An 18,864-nucleotide genomic window follows, 5' to 3' on the forward strand; every position below is an offset into this window, starting at 1 on the left:
TCATTCAAAAATTAAAGAATATGTAGTTTATATTCTCTATATAATTTCCTCAATCGACTTATATGTGCTTGATGATACCGATTATGATCTGCTATATGCCAAACTCCCCATCTTATAGTCGCATTTTCCCCTTTTTCATACAAAACTTCATCTCTTAAAAGAACAACACCATATGTTCATCATCACTATACACACCATTCATTTTTATAGCCCTTTTTTCAATTCCGTACGTTTTAAATCCCATTGATTCATATAATCGTTTGGCTGGTTCGTTCGTTGACACAACCCCTAAGTTCAATTGCTCTAGCTTCATCTCTTTTGCCCTTTCAATTGCTTTACGTATTAAATCACGTGCAAGACCACTTCTTCGATTTTCAGTATCTACATACATTGCAACGATATGCCCTTTATGCTTATATGCGTCCTTTTCTTCTGTTAATAAAGTAACAACCCCAACTAAACGATTTTCATTATTAAAAGCACCAAATGTAAAACTACTGTTGGATGAAAGATTACTAGCAACGCGTTCAAGAGGGTTTTCTTGACGTACTGCTTCTTCATAAGTCGTTACAAATGCTTCTGGATTTACTTGTAGTGCTTGTAAACGTAACTCCCAATATTGTTTTGCATCCGCTTTTGTAAGTAATCGAATCATTTTATCTTCCCCTTTTTAATTGACATAATATTTTTATAGGTTATTATTTTTTGATTCATACTCTTCTTTTAATATACTGTAACGATAGCGATGAATGAACTTTCCCTGTCTCAATCGATCATTTCTCATTAACCCTTCGCATACAAATCCGGCATTTTCATAGCTCTTTTTAGCTTGTGTATTATCTTCATCTACACGTAACCAAATTTTCTCCAATTCAAACTGGGAAAAACCTATTTGTAACATGCTGTTTAGAGCTGCCATTCCAAATCCTTTCCCCCAATAGTCTTTATTTCCAATCGCAATTCCTAGTTCTGCATTTTTATTTGTTTTATCAAAATTTTTAAGATCTACCCATCCAATATGTATACCTTTCTCAGTAACGATCGCCCTTTGTTCATAACCATTTTTTCGGCTTATACAAGCTTCAATCCAGATTCTCGTATCTCCACGAGTGAACGGAGGATATTGGTCTGGTACGACTAAATGCTTTGTTACATCTCTATCTAACGACCATTGATAGCGATCTTCTACATCATCTAATGTCATTTCTCTTAATTGAACATATGGTACATTCATTTTTCTCTCCCCTTTTTATTTACCAATAGAAAATCCTTCGAACACTCTTCCACCATACTGTTCTAACGTCATTTCTATAAAATGAATTAATTCATTTTTCTCTCCCGTTTTATAAAAATGATCAAAAGCCGCTACAAATTTGTTTGCATATTGCCCATCATATCTTCTTAGCACTCTAATAAACCATTTTGAACTCCCAAGCCACCTACCATTTACTCTTAATACATATTCATGTACTAAATCCGCTAATAAATTAGCGATAAACAATTCTTCTTCTCTTTTTGTTGCACCAATAAAGTCATCTAAAATATCCGTAATAAAATATCGCTTCTGCTTAATCGTATCTTCGGTCCATTTAGCTGGTCCTTTATGTAGTAAATCATTCGCTTCTTTTTTTAATTTCTCAACAATTTCCTTTTCCCCTTTTAATGCAACCCCTTCTGAAACTAATTGTGGTAACGACGGTCTCCCTCGATCACAATCCATTTTGAAAAAGGCTTTATATGTTGTAAAATTATGAACAAACACCTCAACAGGCCATCCATTACTATAGAAAGATTCTCTATAACAAGAAGTTAAACTTTGGTCAACTATTACAATATCAAGATCAGATGTTTTTGTCGCTTCTCCTCGTGCAACGCTTCCACCGAGTAAAGCTACATCACAATTCGGAAATTGTGATGTAATTATGCTTTGTGCTGCTTCAATTGGTTTCATAGCCGTTCCTCTTTTCTTATTTCATTTTCTTTTTTTCAGCTCTTTCTCTCGCTTTTTTTATATAGCTTTCTGCATCTGGTGTTTTACATGATGTTGTACCGTGATCAACCTCTACTTTTCCAATTTCACGTGCAATTTCAATCGCTTGTCGCTCTAAGTCTTCATTACGAATTCCTATTGCGATTAAAGCACTATTCATCGCTTCTTTTTTTCTATTTTTTTCATTATGTATATTTTCTTTAATCTCTTCTAAGTATGGAGAGAAGAAATCATCATGTAACGCTTTATTTTTAATCGATATATTTGCTAATAAAGACCAGCCAGCTCTTCCAATCCATTCATCATTAGACTTTGTCCACTCTTTCATTCTTTCTATTGCAATTGGCGAAGTACATATAGATGTCATAAAAACATCCATTAAACAGTAATAATCAACATCCTGAACCCAACTATTAAGCTGTTCTGCTGTTATATTCTTCGGGTCTAAAATATAAGTTGCTAATGTCATCGCGTCCATATTTTTTGTTTCCCACAATTCAACTGCTAAATCGTGATCTTTTTTTATTTTCTTTTTTAACAATTTTAGATTCGCAAAACTAACTCCGAATAATGGCTCTTTCGCTCCGTGGTTTTTATACGTTTTTCGATTTTGTTCTGTTCCATATTCCTCTAGTTGCTGCATTACTTCCTCAAGTAACATATACCCACCTCTTTATCTTTTATGTTGACTGTATATATGTATGTACGATATATTCTACATTACTTTTTATTTTTCCTATATTTATTTTTAAAATACGGTATGTGAAATTTCTAAACATTGCACAGCTATACCATTAAAAAACTGTACATGTTAAACATACAGTTTTTTGATGGTATCAATTTTGCGTAGAATAAGATATAAACTACGAAAGAACTTTTAATGGTCCTCTCAATCACCTATTTTTTCAACTAAATTTTTTACATCTGACCACTCTTCTATTGACCCTGCGTCCGGAAAAACTGTAACTACATTAAAATTCGCACCTTTTTCTTTCCCAATTTGTTTAGCTGCTAATAAATTCGCTGCCGCAGAAGTTCCTATTTTTATACCAGTATCTTTGTAAAAACGTGCCATTTCATACAGGGTATCTTCATATGAATAAGTCCATTGTTTTTCTATCAAATTTTCTTCCTGTTCTATGAAATGTTGTTTCCTTCCTAAGCCGAACCCACCTGATCCAGCATATTTCTTTAAATCATTAGGTGGTTGTTCCGAACCATAAGGCAATTCAGCAGGCATTACTAAATGTAGTTCAACATTTTTTGTATAATTCTTTATTGCTGTATAGACTCCCATTAGAGTTCCACCAGTACCAGCAGATGCTACCCATGCATGTATTGGTTTTCCATTCATTTGTGCAATAATTTCTCGCCCTGTACCTTCTATATGACTTACTAGATTTGCATTATTATAATGTTGGAATAAAAAGTATAATTCTGGCTTTTGTTTGCTAATCTCTATTGTTTTCTCAATTACTGCGTAGAACCCTTTACATTTATCAACTAAGATTACGTTAGCACCATAACGATCAAGTTCATTTAATAGAGATTTACCGGTTCCAGAACTTAAAACTAACGTGCATTGAATCCCTAAATAATTACAAATACACCCAATTGACCTCGCTAAGCTTCCACCACTATACTCTAAAATATTTTGTTTTTTGTCCGCTTCTTGTAAATATTTATTAATCATTCCAAGTGCCGCCCTATCCTTAATTGACCCTGTAGGGTTATGCCATTCACATTTAGCATAGATAGAAAGATCCTTCGTTTCTTCGCATTTTAATTTCATGAGAGGTGTATTTCCAACATGTTTAGAAAACTCTTCAAAATGGTTTACTATCATACTTTTATACCTCCTTCATAAATTATGTTTATTACATTTGTTCTTAGCCAAAATACTTTCTACATTTTAATAACTCTCTCAATAAGATCTTCTTATATAAAAATCCCTACAAACACTGTAGGGATTTATGTCTAAATCATTTTGATACACTCTATTTCATATGAAAATAGTTTCTTTATTCAGATGCATTCATAAGCACAATTCTCCAACCATCTGGATCCTCTATTGTGGTTCCTTTCTCTATCCAATACGGGTTTTCTGGTTCCACCTCATGATAGCCCATATTACTTAATCGATTCACTATCTTTTCAATTTCATCTTTATTAGGCATATAAAAAACTAGTAAATTATCTTTTGTCGGTGCCGGACATGGACTTCCATTAACATGTGTAGTAAACTCCAAATGATACTCTTCATCTGGTAAGCCAAACATAACCCCATCATATCCTTCATGATTGTGAAATTCCCCTATACGTTTTAAACCTAATCCTGTTTCATAAAAACTTATCACTTCTTCAAATTTATCTGTTGGTCTTGCAATTCTAAATTGAACCCAATTCTTCATGCAAATCTCCTCCTTTTCATTTTCCAAAGCTTTATAGTAATTAGTATAGGTTACATATATTCCCTTTAACATCCCTCATTAGTGTGAACTTCCTAAGTTGAAAGACCTATTAGTTAATAAACAATAGGACTTTAGTATAAAATTCATATAAAATTAGTTATATAAATGTAGAGATGAATTACAAGCTATTACGTATGAAATAGTTCTCCTTGCAGGGCCTTTATATACCGATCAGCAGATCTTTGTACAGCTTTATTCGCATCTTCCACCACACCATGAAATGCATTATATAGTCGACTAAATTGGATATCTTTTACCTTCTCTGCCATATCTCTAACTTTATTCGCTGGTAATGGAATGAGATTGGGATAACTATACATAAAACTTACCCATTTTCGATCCGAAACTACTTGTATAATATCACCTGATAACAAAATGCCTTTCCCTTCATTACCGTCTTTCCAATGTATAACAGTTCCCCCCTTAAAATGGCCTCCTAAGCGATGCAATGTAAGTTCTTCCGATAATATCAGATGCTCCCCAGACCAAAATTTAATTTGCTTACTCGGACGAACCACCCACTCTTTATCATCTTCATGAATATAAATAGGTACATTGAATGTTTCCGCCCATTTAACTTGTGTAGAGTAATAATGTGGATGAGAAAGTGCTATTGCTTGAATACCACCTAAATCATATATACGTTGTATCGTTTTATCATCTAAATAACTAATGCAATCCCACATAACATTTAGAGTTTTACTTTGTATTAAAAATGCTGTTTGTCCAATCGCAAATTTAGGTTTAGTAGTAATGCTATACAAACCGCTTTCTTCTTTTATTATTTCGTTTTTGTATAAATTGCTATTTTGCATCGTTTCTAATGTTGTCCATGACTGCCCAATTGGATTAACATATTGTCTTTCCTCATTACAAATTTTACAGCGAGAAGGTGCTTCTTCATTTTCGGGATACTGTACTCCACATGTAGTGCAAATATAATTATCCATATTCCCACTCCTTTTTTCATGTAATTGTTTCTTTACCAATATTTTAATAAAAAACAAAAATATTCGAATCAATAATTGGAACGAAAATGAAATGATACGAAAGTATGATTAGTCTCCTTTCGTTTTAAGACTTTAGCCTAAGTACTATATTTTTCATTTCTTCTTTCTGTGAAAGTTGCATATCGTTTTTAATAGAAATTCCAAGTAAATTAAACTTTTACCCATTAAGTAAGTGAATACACCTTTTCAAAATAAATGAACCTATTCATAGATTTCGTCACACCTTTGACACAGTTGCACTAAGCGATACACATTAGGGGTATAGTATATTTAAAGTAACGATAAAAGAATATTCAATAATTTTATCTTCCTTATCGTTACTAGATTCAATTCGTAACAAATAAAGGAGAGGTTTTAATGGAAATCGTTATTATGCTCTATGATGGAATTACTGCATTAGATGCTATTGGTCCATACGAAGTATTTGCTGCAGAAAGCAACAACAACATAAAATTTGTTGCTAAAACGAAGGGATTAATAAAATTAGATTCGAAAATGGGCTATTTACATGCTGATTACAATTTTAATGAAATTACTTCAGCAGATATTTTTGTTATTCCTGGATGTCGTCCGCCTAACTTTACACAACTTATGAAGGATGAAGAAACTCTTAATTGGATTCTCCAAACACATAAAACGACAAAGTGGACTACAACTGTATGTACGGGCTCCTTAATCTTAGGTGCTACTGGTCTACTAAATGGTGTTAAAGCTACTAGTCATTGGAGCTGTTTTAACTTACTTCGTTCTCTCGGAGCTATTCCAACTGAAGAGAGATTCGTGCGCCATGAAAAAATTATAACAGCTGCTGGTGTATCTGCAGGTATTGATATGGCCCTTCAGTTAATAGCTTGGGAATTTGGAGATGAAAAAAGCAAAGCAGTTCAACTCATGTTAGAATACGACCCTCAGCCTCCCTTTGATACAGGTTCTCCTAAAAAAGCGCATGCATCCTTATTAGAAGATTTAAATTTGATGATTGAAAGTTTAAATAATAAAGTTTAAATTCATCCTATTTTTCAAAACTGCAATTGATATAAAATCTTGCATACTTTTGAGTAAACTTTTTTACACTTGTAAAAAAGTTTTTTTGCATTTCCCTACCTATAATTGCTAATATAGTAGAGTAGAACTTTTATAGAGAGAAGGAAAATTATGCACAATGGAATTCGAATGACAACTTTAGTAAAAAGGGCTATGTTAGTTTGTGCGGGGGTATTATTCACATACGAAGCGGCTTTGGGATCAGTACATACTGCTCTAGCTAGTACAGAGGATGAAGCAAAATCTGTTCAACTTGTAAGTGAGATTCAAACATCTCTTGCTCCGAAAGAAGCTCCTAAACATTATAACGGGCAAGTTAGAAAAGTCGCTTATTTAACATTTGATGATGGTCCTGGAAAATACACAGCTGAGCTTTTAGATATGTTAAAGAAAGAAAATGCAAAAGCAACATTCTTCCTAATTGGTTCAAACGTAAAAGCTTTCCCTGATCTTGTAAAACGCGAAGATGCTGAAGGCCACTACGTTGGGATGCACAGTATGACTCATAACTACAAGAAACTTTACACAGAAGGTCATTACGTAGATGAAATGAAGGAAGACCAAGGCTTAATCGCTGGTGTTTTAGGTAAATCACCAGTATTAACTCGTCCATCTTACGGCTCTATGCCAGGATTAAACGAAGCTCTTCGCAACAAAGTTGTAGAAAATGGCTTAAAAGTTTGGGATTGGACAATTGATTCTTTAGACTGGAAATACAACAAAATGCAAGTTGATGCTGCATCCGCTAAAATTGTAGAGAACGTGTTACATGGTGCTACAAATCCAACAGAAGTTATCCTTATGCATGATATTCATCCACAATCAGTAAAAGCAGTACCTGGAATTATTAAAGGACTGAAAGAAAAAGGATATGAATTAGAAGCATATAATGAGAACGAACATTTCCCATTAAACTTCTGGCATGATAATCGTATGTAATGAAAAGACTTGATTCCCTTTAGCTGGGAATCAAGTCTTTTTGTCGTTTTGGGAATTACTCTTCGTATATTCGACTCAAATTCCCCCTTCTCTAATATCAATAAAAATTCAAAATCACATGTTATACTAAAATTTAGTTTAAATAAGTAGGTGCCATATGATCGTATATACAGTACAAACTGAAGAAGCTTGGAAACAATTTAAGAAACTTGGTTATTTAGAAGGTAATAAAGAATTCATCGATCCAGACGATTTATATTCATATGACTGGATGGTGCGCGTTGCTAAAACAAGATTGCCTCATTACGAAGGTAACTATCCTATTTGGGTCTGGGAAGCAAATAATTACCCAAATCGAAATCATAAAGCTTGGGGTAGAACAAATTCAAAAATGGTAATTTTAACACTAGATGTACCGAAAGAATGGGTACTATGGAGCTATTTTGACTATTGGTGCTGTGCTATGACTGATGGATCAATATATTTACATACAAAAATAAGTGTACTTTAGATGAATGGTATACATATATGGATAAAAAATACGAGATAATATTTGATTTCGATTATTTATTATCTCATCCTGATTGGTGTCTAGATAAAGAGGATTCGTTAGAAAAACAAGGTGTTATCGGCAACATTCCCCTTTCCTTCGTAAAAAAAGTAAGGCGTTTTCGCGCTAAGGAAGATACATCTATTAATGAAATCAGAAGTGATAACTGGGATAGTAGAAAAGAAAACCGTATTAAAAAGATGAATCGAAAATTAAGAAAAAGAATCGAAAAACAAAAAAGATTGCAAAAGCGACTTATACGAAATTAAAACAGATTTATCAAAATATAGTAAGAAATTATGGATTGAATATAAAATTTCAACCCTTTTTATATTATCAACACTTTAGCACATATTAACCATAAGGAGTGATATGTATATGGAGTTTCTCTCATCTGAATATTTGTCTGCCTTGCTTGCCATCATTGTAATCGATTTAGTGTTAGCCGGAGATAATGCCATCGTAATTGGATTAGCAGCAAGAAGATTACCGAAAGACCAACAAAAAAAAGTTATTATATGGGGTACTGTCGGGGCAATCGCTATTAGAGCCCTCGCTACCTTAGTTGTCGTTTGGTTATTAAAAATACCTGGTTTACTCCTAATTGGCGGTATACTTCTTATATGGATCGCTTACAAGTTGATTGCTGAGGGTAAAAATCATGATATTAAAGCCGAAGAAGGATTTTGGTCTGCTATTAAAACCATTATTATCGCTGATGCGTTAATGGGCATTGATAATGTACTCGCTGTTGCAGGAGCTGCCCATGGTAACTTTTCTTTAGTAATCATTGGTCTATTAGTTTCTATTCCTGTAGTCGTATGGGGCAGTACATTGATTTTAAAATGGGTGGATCGTTTTCCTGTCATCATTACGATTGGAGCAGCGGTTTTAGCTTATACTGCTGCAAAAATGATTGTAGATGAGAAATGGTTTGCTGGATTTTTCGAAAGTAACCCTTTCATTAAATGGGCATTTATCATTATTATCATCGTCGGTGTAGTTTTCTTCGGAAAAGCAAAACAAAAAGCAACAGCTAGTTCTGTCTAATAATGATGGTATATTTACAAATAAAAAGCGCTATTCATATGAATAGCGCCTTTTATTATTTAGCTTCCCCTTCCGGAGTCGTTTTTACCTTCGTTTTGTTTTTATCACGATTGTTATAGTTATACTTCGAACGATCTACTGGAGTGAATCCTTCCGGTGTGTAGAATCGTAATAAGTCACCATTTACGACTTGGTCAGAGTATTTTAGTGAGTTTTGAACCATTTGTTCATTTTTCTTTATTTCATCTGTAAATTCTACAGGTTTTCCAGTTGTTGTATCATAGTATTTGCCGTTTAGTGCAGTAACAGTTGGGCTTACGTAGTTACCGTTACGGAACGCAACGACTTGTTTATGCTCTGGTGATAATAAATCTGAACCGAATTGAACATAGTTTTTCGTATCTGTACCTAGTAAGTGTAATAACGTAGGAAGAACGTCAATTTCACCGCCATATTGATGTTGTACGCCACCTTTCACTCCTGGTACACGAACGATTAAAGGTACACGTTGTAACTGTGCATTTTCAAATGAGTTCATTTCTTTACCCATTACTTTTGACATTGCTGCGTTATGATTATCTGAAATACCGTAATGGTCTCCGTACATAACGATAATTGAGTTATCATATAAACCAGATTGTTTCAAGTAATCGATGAAGCCTTTTACAGATTCATCTAAATAGCGTGCTGTTTGGAAGTACGTATCTACTGATGAATCACCTGTTGTTGCTGGTTCAATCGTTGCTTCTGCCTTATCGATTGGATAAGGGAAATGGTTCGATAACGTAATAAACTTCGTATAGAAAGGTTGTTTCAACGTTTGTAATAACGGAATAGATTCATTAAAGAACGGTTTATCTTTTAATCCGTAGTTTACTACGTCTTTTTCATTCATATCGTAGTATGACGCATCAAAGAATTTATTAAAACCAAATGATTTATAAATATCGTCACGGTTCCAGAATGTTTTGTAGTTACCGTGGAATACTGCTGATGTGTATCCTTGTTGTCCTAAAATAGCTGGTGCTGATTGATACGTATTATGAGATTTCGTTGTAAAGACAGAACCTTGCGGTAAACCAAACATTGAATTCTCTAACATAAACTCCGCATCAGATGTTTTCCCTTGTCCTGTTTGATGGAAGAAGTTATCAAAGTATAGTGTATTCGCATCTTTTGTAAATGAGTTTAAGAACGGTGTAACTTCTTGACCATTTAATTTGTAATCAATTAAGAAGTTTTGGAATGACTCTAAATGAATATAAATTACGTTCATTCCCTTTCCTTTACCGAAATACTCAGGATTTGGACTTGCATAAGTTGATGTTAAATAATTTCGTACTTCTGTCATATTATCGCCATCAGCTAATGCTCGTTCTGTCGATGCTTTCGCACTTTGAATTCCATCATAAATTGTGTAGTTGTATGCCCCTAAATATTTCACAATATAATTACGGTCAAACGTTCTTGTTAATAATTCAGGACGGTCAGACTCTGCAAGACCTAAGTTAACACTGAATAATAAAATACCTGCTACAAATACTAGAGATAATTTATGCTTCGCAACACGAATTGGTTTTGGATTTGCAAATTTTGTTGCGACTAACACAATTAATATAATCGTGTCTAAAAAGTATAGTGGATCATAAAGATGTAGCAACGCAAGAATACTACCACCTAAATCTCCAAAGTTATTCGTTTGTGTTAATGTCGGGAACGTAATAAAGTCACTGAAAAAGCGATAGTATACTACGTTTGCGTATAAAAGAATCGACAATAACAAGTTGATAACGATTAACCAAATATAAGATCGTTTCCCTTTTGCAAATAATGCAAGTCCTAAAAATAGAACTGCTGAACTAAGCGGGTTGAAAAACAGCAAGAATTTTTGGATTGTGTTTGAAATTCCTAAATTAAATTCCGTTACATACGCGGCATATGTTTTGAGCCAAAATAAAATAACGGCAAACAGAAAGAATCCAAAATGATTGCTTAACACACTTTTGCTCTTTAATAAGAACTGTTTCATTTCTCCACCTCTTTTAATCATCCAAGGCTTATTTTTTATAAGTCTGTCTCTCTATTCAAATTTTCTTCTTCAAATAGATTATCTTTATTTAACTATATGAAGAATATTAGTAATTATAATTTGAAGCTAGTATTTATTCAACTATTTCTTTTTAAACATTTTGACCTTGGTTTCTATTTAACAAAATAAATTTGTAACATTTCCTGTTTCTCCCAAGATTCATCCACTAATTATGACATCCCATACTATATACCTTTATAAACTCATTCGCAAACTATTCTATCTCCAATTTTGGTACATATTTCACATGACAAAATAATGTTATTTAATTATATCGCTCATCTTACATTTCCCTACTTCAACTAAATCTTAAAGTCATTACATCTCTTCCGTACATGAAAAATCCTCATGTTCATTAATATTATATTTGAATAATTATTCATTTGCCCCACCAGTGGTGTTATGTTTTCTCGACAAAAAAACTCGCTCTAAAAAGAGCGAGTTTTTTCATGATATATTATTGACCTTTGTACATTGCATCTACTTGTTTTTGAAGCTCTTCATTTTCTAAGTACTCATCGTAAGTTGCCTCTTTATCGATTACACCGTTTGGTGTTACTTCGATAATGCGGTTTGCAATTGTTTGTACGAACTGATGGTCATGAGATGTGAATAACATTGTACCTTTGAAAGCAATTAAACCGTTGTTTAATGCAGTGATAGACTCAAGGTCTAAGTGGTTCGTTGGATCGTCAAGTGTGATTACGTTCGCACCACTTAACATCATTTTAGATAACATACAACGAACTTTTTCGCCTCCAGATAATACAGAAACGTTCTTCTTAACTTCTTCACCTGAGAATAACATACGGCCTAAGAAACCACGTAAGAAGCTTTCTGACTCATCTTGTGGAGAGAATTGGCGTAACCAATCAACTAAATTATAGTCACTGTTCTCAAAGTACTTAGAGTTATCTCTTGGGAAGTAAGATTGAGATGTTGTAACACCCCATTTGAATGAACCGCTATCTGGCTCCATTTCACCCATAAGGATTTTAAATAATGTTGTCATCGCGATATCGTTACGACCGATAAATGCAACTTTATCACCTTTATTTAAAGTGAAGTACACATTATCTAACACTTTTTCTCCATCAATTGTTTTAGAAAGGCCTTCAACAGTTAATAAGTCATTTCCTATTTCACGCTCAGGTGTGAAGCCAACGAATGGGTAACGACGTGATGATGGTCTAATATCATCTAATGTAATTTTATCTAATAATTTTTTACGAGAAGTTGCTTGTTTCGCTTTAGATGCGTTTGAGCTAAAGCGTGCAATGAAGTTTTGTAACTCTTTTACTTTCTCTTCTTTTTTCTTATTAGCATCTTGTGTTAATTTTAAAGCTAATTGGCTTGACTCATACCAGAAGTCATAGTTACCAACATAAAGTTGAATTTTACCGAAATCAAGATCAGCCATGTGCGTACATACTTTATTTAAGAAGTGACGGTCATGGGATACAACGATTACTGTATTTTCAAAGTTCATTAAGAAGTTTTCTAACCATTGAATCGCTTTTAAGTCCAAGTGGTTGGTAGGCTCATCTAGTAATAGAATATCAGGTTTACCGAATAATGCTTGAGCAAGTAATACTTTTACTTTCTCTGCACCAGTCAATTCTGATAATTTTTTGTCATGAAGATCTTCACCAATACCAAGACCTTTTAGAAGGATTGCAGCTTCTGACTCAGCTTCCCAACCGTTAAGCTCAGCGAACTCACCTTCAAGTTCTGCAGCACGCATTCCATCTTCATCACTAAAGTCTTCTTTCATGTAAATAGCATTTTTCTCTTGCATTACTTTGTAAAGTTGCGTGTGACCCATAATTACTGTTTCTAATACTGGGAACTCTTCATATTCGAAGTGGTTCTGTTTTAATACTGCTAGACGCTCACCTGGCGTAATATGTATATCACCTGTTGATGGTTCAATTTCTCCAGATAAAATCTTTAGAAATGTTGATTTACCAGCACCGTTTGCTCCGATTAAACCGTAGCAGTTACCTGGCGTGAATTTTATGTTAACATCTTCAAATAATTTGCGATCCGCGAAACGCAAACTAACGTTACTTACTGTAATCATTTGTGTCCTCCTACTAATACCGCTTATTTCAGCGTTTTCTCACCGATTGTCTTAAAAAATCGCATATTACGACTCAATTATTGTAGACTATAGCTATTATATAGTAGAAGCTGGATGAATAGCAACGGTTGATTACTATTCATCCCTTTTCTATCTTGAATAAAATGTACGTTTTTAACGAAATAATATTATATAGAAGCATATTTCATAATGAACAGAGATATGAAAGATGAAAAATTCGCAAAATATAAAGATGTGATGGACAAATTTATTAAATAAGAAGAATCCCCTTTTAAAAGGGGATTCCTTTACTTTCTTTCACTTAATTTTTTCGTATAATTCTTCATTTTATTCGTTAACCCTATTAACGCAGGTATCAATATTGGCATCACAATAATAGCTAATAATAACAGTGCAACACCAACAACAGATGCTACTTGTATAAGCGTCAATACACCTGAAGGGATTAATGCAGCAAATGTACCACCTAAAATAAGTGCCGCTGATAATACGACTCCTCCTATGTGACGAGATGCATTTACAATTTTCGTTGCTGGGTCCCCCTCTAGCTCATTGTATCTCATCATTACGAAAATGCTATAATCCACACCTAAAGCGACTATCATTATAAAACTAAAGAATGGTACATTCCAGCTCAATGACTCTACGTTTAGTATGTGTGTACTAATTTGTTCACTTATACCAAGTGATGCAAAATAAGCTAATATTAAAGATCCAATAATGAAGATTGTATTTAAAAATGACCGTGTAATAACGAGTAATACAACCGCAATTCCAATTAACATAATTGTAGCTGTACGTAAGAAATCTTGGCCCGTTACTTCTTTTAAATCAACGTTTCTTGCTGTTGTACCGCCGATCGCTTTTTTTGTTGATTTTAATTCTGTACCATTTAATGTACCGTCTATCGTTTTATTAATTTCTTCAATGATTGGCATCGCTTCTTTTGAATACGGATTTACGTCTAAAATGATTGTCATTTTAGCAGTCTTTCTATCATGTGACATGTACGTATTCAATGCTTTTTGGAAATCTTCTCCCTCTAAAACTTCTTTTGGAATATAAAATTTCTCAGAGCTTTTTGATTCATTCAATTCTCCTAAATATTTCTGAGCATCCCCTAGTCCGTTACTTACCTTTTCGAGCCCTTCTGTACTTTTAGATAATCCTGATTGTAATTGCCCCATCTGTTCTTGCAAGTCTTTCAGCCCGGTTAATAACTGGCCTTGCCCATCATTTATTTTTGTTAATCCGGTTTGTAACTCAGATGACTTGTTCGCAATTTGTTTAGAACCTGAAGCACCTTCATCTAATCCATTTTTAAGATCAGCTGCTCCTTTTTGTAATTTAGTAACTCCATTGTTCATTTCTTTTAAACCGTTATCCACTTTCAATAACGATTGATTCGCTTCTTTAAATGAGCCCATCGCCGCTTTATGATGCGTTGCGAATTGATTTAATTCATTTGAAAGCACACCTAATTGCTTCTGAGCCTCTTTAGCAATTCCTATCGTTTGTAGTATGTTCGGATCATTTGCTAATTCTGGTTTCGTTTGAATAAAATTGGTCATTAACACTTCAATTTGTTCATAACCTTTTTTCGCACCATCAATTGCTTGAGAAATACTTCCAAAGTATTGATCGTAAGAGCTTAAACCTTTTTCTAACTGTGCATAACCAGCATGAAGTTGTGAAGTTGCATTAGATAAAACATTTATATTTTCATTTACTGAAGTTAATCCACCCTCAATTTGTTGCGCACCTTGTGCTCCGTCATTTATACCACTTGATAGTTGATGTAAAGCTGTTCCTAATGCCGTTACACCGTTTTTCGCTTCGTTTGTTCCATCAATTAACTTTTGAACGTTTGCAAGACTATTTGAGTCTTTACTACCCATTTTATCTTTCGCAGCAGTTAACCCATCATTAATGTCCTTTATACCACCATTGGCATCTCCTAACCCCGTATTTAGTTCTCCAGCTTGTTTATTTATATATAGTTCTTTTATCCTTTCCCCAGTTGGACGCGTCGGTGAATATACTTCTGACACACCTTTCACTTTCAAAATCTTATCAGTTAGTTCATCTAAAGTTTGAAGAGAACTCGCCTCGTCTAACTTGTTATCCGATTGAATGACTAACGTACTTGGTGAAGAAAAACCAGGTGGAAAATGTTCTTCTATTACGTTAATCCCCTTTTTCGATTCATATTTATTATCTACTTCAAATAAATCATTGTAATTTAGTGTGTTAGAATATTTCATTAGGAAAGGAATCGATATCACAAATACAATGATTAAAGCTACGAATGGTCTTACTACTGAGTTTTTCGCAAGAAATCCCCATAAACGACTATCCTCATGACCTTTAAATGTTTTTACTGGATAAAACATTCCTTTTCCTAAAAGCACCATAAAAAATGGATTTAACGTAGTTAATACGAGTAATAATACTGCGACACCAATTGCTACGGCTGAAGTAGACTGATATAATTTAAAACTCGCTAAAGCAAGAGATGCAAAACCAATTAGTACTGCTATCCCACTATATAAAACGGTTTTCCCTGCCGATTTAAACGTTTCTTTCGTAGCTAAAAATGCATTTTCTTGTTTACTTAATTCTTCCTTAAACCTTGTATATAATAAAATGTTATAGTCTGTTCCAACCCCAAACAGGACAACAACTACAAACACTTGTGTAAAGTTAGAAAACGGAAAATTAAATTGATCTACTAGATGGGCAATAATCCCCATTGAAACTAAATATGATACACCCACTGTAAGCAGAGAAACGATTGGAACAATTGGTGAACGAAATACAATGATTAATACAACTAAAATGAAAATGATAGAAATAACTTCTGTCTTTTTCACTCCCTCTTGAGAGGATGTAAGAAAATCACCCGCTATTAAATCACTTCCTGTTAAGTACGTTTTAACTCCCTTCGGTTTAATTTTATTATGAAGCCCATTTGCAATTTTTGATATTTCACCATGTTTTTTATCTACAGAAATTTGCGTTAAAATGGTCGTATTGTCTTTAGATATCAATTGTTTTTCCAAGTCTTTATTATCTAAATGTGAAACAACTTCCTTAATTCCTAATTGCTCTTTTTCATTTTGTAAAGCGTTGATTGTTTTTATTATTTCATCTTTTTGCTCAGTTGTTAAAGCTGCTTTACTTCCACTATTAAAAACAGCTATAACATCATATTTTTCTGTCCCGTCTTTATCCATCTCTCTTATCATTTTGTCAGCGATACTACTTTGCTCTGTATTCGGAATCGTAATATGCCCTTTTTCTTTCACTAATTTATCCATATTAGGCATCGTTACGATCATTGTAATAGTAATAACTATCCATAATAGAAAAGATAAACTTCTCCAATTTTTTAGCTTACTTATTTTAATCATCTCCCGTTTTGAAAGTATAATGTTAGTTCCGGAATGAATATTCATTCCTATTATTTTGAAACTATTTTTAGGAATGAACGTTCATTCCTATCATTCTATTGATTTATTCTATAGACCCTATTAAACTAATCTTTTCTGGAATGAATGTTCATTCCTTTGGTTGCACAAATACCCTCTCCTACTTTCATTTTTTAAATCTATTTAGGAATGAATATTCATTCCTGTCCTTATAAAGCTATAGAATCAAATGATTCTAATAGCATTCCAAGAGCTTTCTTCCAATTCTTTTACTAACTCTTTTGAGTATTCTAATTGCCCTGTTGCAATTACTTTCGTTAATGCTTCTAGCGGCTGATATACAATAATAATTAAAGCAACTGGAGGCAATGGACGAAGAAAACCTTTTGCGATTCCACCTTCAATAATATTCATAAAGAAGCCTATAAAATCGTCAAATATTTTCTTACTTTGTTCATCAAGAAAATAACTGTCACAGTGAGAATTTGTAAATAAAAAAGCGTCCACATTGTTTCTCGCAAATTCAAATAAACGGTTGTACGTATGACTAAACTGTTCACGAATATTTGCTTCAACAGGAAAATCTGTTTTTATCATTTCAGAAAGCTCTAACATACTTTTTGAAAATAATGAGTTAACTAGTGCCTCTTTATTTTCAAAATAGCGATAAATAGTACCCGCACCGACTTTTGCCTTTTCAGCGATCATTGGAATTGTCGTACCATCGTAACCACGCTCTGCAAAAAGTTGCATCGCAGCATCAAAAATATCCTCTTGTTTGTTTTTAGCCATTTTTTCCACCTCTATTTTTAGGAATGAAAATTCATTCCGTTTTTAATTATAAATTACAAGGACTAAAAGTCAAGTGCGTAACTACGTATAGTTGCAATTTTAATCCCTTGTTTGTGAATCAATTTATATCAGCGGTTTTTAGAATACATCGACTTACCGACAAAAACGAGAACCAAAGAGAAAACCGTCCCAAATTTTGTTTGGGACAGCCCCATTTCCTATTTAAAGCTTAAAAGAAATCATAAATAAAAGCTTTACGTACTGGAACTATATTCTCAAATGCTTGTATTTCCTCTTCGCTTCCGCTAATGAATTCTAGTTCATTAAGTTCTAACGGACGCTTGTAGCCAAACATTATTGTAGATAATGCGTTAATATCCAGCTTAATTCCTTTATCTATTGTTTCCTCTTTCATAATTGTTATTTCATGATTCGCAAGCCTCACTGATACGTTGTTCCACGGAGCAAATGCGTCTGTAATGTGTAGAATCACTTCTTGCTGTACATTGTTCCAGCTCAACTCATATTGTTTTAAGAACTGCTCTACATCTACAATTCTTCCCATAAAATATGGTTTTATTTCTGTCTTCACGCGTGGCTCTTGCAATGAATATAGCAACGGTTCGTTTTCACTTACTGTCATTTCAAGTTCTTTAATCATAGAATCATGCTGGCAAATAAAGTTCCACAGACCATTTCGTGCTTCATTATGCAGTGGTACAAATTCTTCTACTGTCATTTTATAGTTTTCTATTTTGTATAACATGTAACCGGCTGCCTTTTTATTTTCATCATAGTAAATCGCTAATGTTAAATCATCATAAACCGCTTGAAACCACCAGTTCTTCTCTCGAACTAACATACCTGAAAAACGTTCTGCAAATGCTTCATAGAGCTTCTCGACTTCTTCTGGATGATTTTCTTTATTGAAACGTTTCACAGTGCCATTTACTTGTTTTTTCATCACTAAATCGCTCTTAGTCATATGACATGTGACTAAATTCGCACAAAGTTCCCAGCCGTATTTACGGTAAAATGAAACCGCAAATGGATGTAACATAGAGACTGTATAGCCATCTTTTTTCATCGTTTGAAGTGAATATTGAAGTAGCTCTTTTACATACCCACTTCTTCTATACTCAGGATACGTCGCTACCCCTGCAACGCCACCCATTTTAAATTTTTCTTTACCTATGTAAATATGAAACGGAATAAGATGTAGTTTTGCTGCTAAGTCTTCCCCTTCCATAATGCCGTATATTTCATGACTTTCCTTCATCTTTGTAAGTTGCTGCTGTAATCGTTCCTCATCTACTTTATATTGAAAAGCGTATTCTGATAAACATAATGCTTCTCTGAACTTATCTTCTTTTAATTGTATGACATTCATATAA

General features: G+C 33.7%; 15 protein-coding genes and 2 pseudogenes. 4 read left to right on the forward strand and 13 right to left on the reverse strand.

The annotated features are described in order from the left end of the window. Positions 1 to 11 precede the first annotated feature (11 nt). From OXT04_RS04600 to OXT04_RS04635, 8 genes and pseudogenes are all read right to left on the reverse strand, one after another. A pseudogene (locus OXT04_RS04600) lies at positions 12 to 158 on the reverse strand (DinB family protein); the annotation flags it as partial. Beyond that, positions 155 to 655 carry a GNAT family N-acetyltransferase gene (locus OXT04_RS04605; RefSeq protein WP_000620322.1) on the reverse strand — a complete coding sequence of 167 codons (501 nt, stop codon included), beginning with the start codon at positions 653 to 655 and terminating at the stop codon, positions 155 to 157. The pseudogene OXT04_RS04600 and the gene OXT04_RS04605, both read right to left, overlap by 4 nt. A 33-nt stretch (positions 656 to 688) precedes the next feature. Further along, a complete protein-coding gene (locus OXT04_RS04610; RefSeq protein ID WP_267413435.1) occupies positions 689 to 1,234 on the reverse strand; it encodes a GNAT family N-acetyltransferase in 546 nt (181 codons plus the stop codon). A 15-nt stretch (positions 1,235 to 1,249) separates the two neighbouring features. Next, positions 1,250 to 1,951, reverse strand: coding sequence for a nucleotidyltransferase domain-containing protein (locus OXT04_RS04615; protein ID WP_016512664.1), 702 nt, complete (start codon positions 1,949 to 1,951; stop codon positions 1,250 to 1,252). A gap of 16 nt (positions 1,952 to 1,967) precedes the next feature. Continuing rightward, on the reverse strand, positions 1,968 to 2,651 hold the full coding sequence (locus OXT04_RS04620; RefSeq protein ID WP_000923452.1) for a DNA alkylation repair protein: 684 nt from the start codon (positions 2,649 to 2,651) through the stop codon (positions 1,968 to 1,970). 228 nt (positions 2,652 to 2,879) lie between these two features. Further along, a complete protein-coding gene (locus tag OXT04_RS04625) occupies positions 2,880 to 3,836 on the reverse strand; it encodes a PLP-dependent cysteine synthase family protein (RefSeq protein ID WP_075720272.1) in 957 nt (318 codons plus the stop codon). Positions 3,837 to 4,011: 175 nt separating this feature from the next. After that, positions 4,012 to 4,401, reverse strand: a complete 390-nt coding sequence (locus OXT04_RS04630) for a VOC family protein (RefSeq protein WP_000800670.1) — start codon at positions 4,399 to 4,401, stop codon at positions 4,012 to 4,014. A gap of 188 nt (positions 4,402 to 4,589) precedes the next feature. Continuing rightward, positions 4,590 to 5,411 (reverse strand): MBL fold metallo-hydrolase, encoded by an 822-nt coding sequence (locus tag OXT04_RS04635; protein WP_000371021.1) that lies wholly within the window; start codon positions 5,409 to 5,411, stop codon positions 4,590 to 4,592. 417 nt (positions 5,412 to 5,828) lie between these two features. On the opposite strand from OXT04_RS04635, the gene OXT04_RS04640 reads away from it, so the two are divergent. The 4 genes and pseudogenes from OXT04_RS04640 (at position 5,829) to OXT04_RS04655 (ending at position 9,054) form a co-directional block, all read left to right on the forward strand. Next, positions 5,829 to 6,476: a DJ-1/PfpI family protein gene (locus OXT04_RS04640; protein WP_267413446.1), complete on the forward strand. Its 648-nt coding sequence runs from the start codon at positions 5,829 to 5,831 to the stop codon at positions 6,474 to 6,476. 150 nt (positions 6,477 to 6,626) lie between these two features. Next, a complete protein-coding gene (locus tag OXT04_RS04645; protein ID WP_000551449.1) occupies positions 6,627 to 7,454 on the forward strand; it encodes a peptidoglycan-N-acetylglucosamine deacetylase in 828 nt (275 codons plus the stop codon). Between the two features lie 157 nt (positions 7,455 to 7,611). Continuing rightward, a pseudogene (locus OXT04_RS04650) lies at positions 7,612 to 8,273 on the forward strand (DUF3841 domain-containing protein). Positions 8,274 to 8,382: 109 nt separating this feature from the next. Further along, positions 8,383 to 9,054 (forward strand): TerC family protein, encoded by a 672-nt coding sequence (locus OXT04_RS04655; protein WP_000395169.1) that lies wholly within the window; start codon positions 8,383 to 8,385, stop codon positions 9,052 to 9,054. A 55-nt stretch (positions 9,055 to 9,109) separates the two neighbouring features. Here the strand turns inward: OXT04_RS04655 and ltaS are convergent, their stop codons facing one another. From ltaS to OXT04_RS04680, 5 genes are all read right to left on the reverse strand, one after another. Continuing rightward, entirely contained in the window at positions 9,110 to 11,083 is a 1,974-nt protein-coding gene (gene ltaS, locus OXT04_RS04660; RefSeq protein ID WP_000808748.1) for a lipoteichoic acid synthase, read from the reverse strand. A 517-nt stretch (positions 11,084 to 11,600) separates the two neighbouring features. Continuing rightward, a complete protein-coding gene (locus OXT04_RS04665) occupies positions 11,601 to 13,226 on the reverse strand; it encodes an ABC-F family ATP-binding cassette domain-containing protein (protein WP_000633860.1) in 1,626 nt (541 codons plus the stop codon). 308 nt (positions 13,227 to 13,534) lie between these two features. Further along, positions 13,535 to 16,651, reverse strand: a complete 3,117-nt coding sequence (locus OXT04_RS04670) for an MMPL family transporter (RefSeq protein WP_267413704.1) — start codon at positions 16,649 to 16,651, stop codon at positions 13,535 to 13,537. Between the two features lie 252 nt (positions 16,652 to 16,903). Beyond that, positions 16,904 to 17,470: a TetR/AcrR family transcriptional regulator gene (locus OXT04_RS04675; protein WP_267413459.1), complete on the reverse strand. Its 567-nt coding sequence runs from the start codon at positions 17,468 to 17,470 to the stop codon at positions 16,904 to 16,906. Between the two features lie 229 nt (positions 17,471 to 17,699). Then, the gene (locus OXT04_RS04680; protein ID WP_001100911.1) at positions 17,700 to 18,860 is read right to left on the reverse strand and encodes a GNAT family N-acetyltransferase; all 1,161 of its coding nucleotides are present in this window, start codon (positions 18,858 to 18,860) and stop codon (positions 17,700 to 17,702) included. Positions 18,861 to 18,864 lie beyond the last annotated feature (4 nt).

Origin of the sequence: Bacillus sp. GC_Bacil_1 (assembly GCF_026540675.1) — a bacterium.
In the GTDB taxonomy this organism is placed as follows: domain Bacteria; phylum Bacillota; class Bacilli; order Bacillales; family Bacillaceae_G; genus Bacillus_A; species Bacillus_A cereus.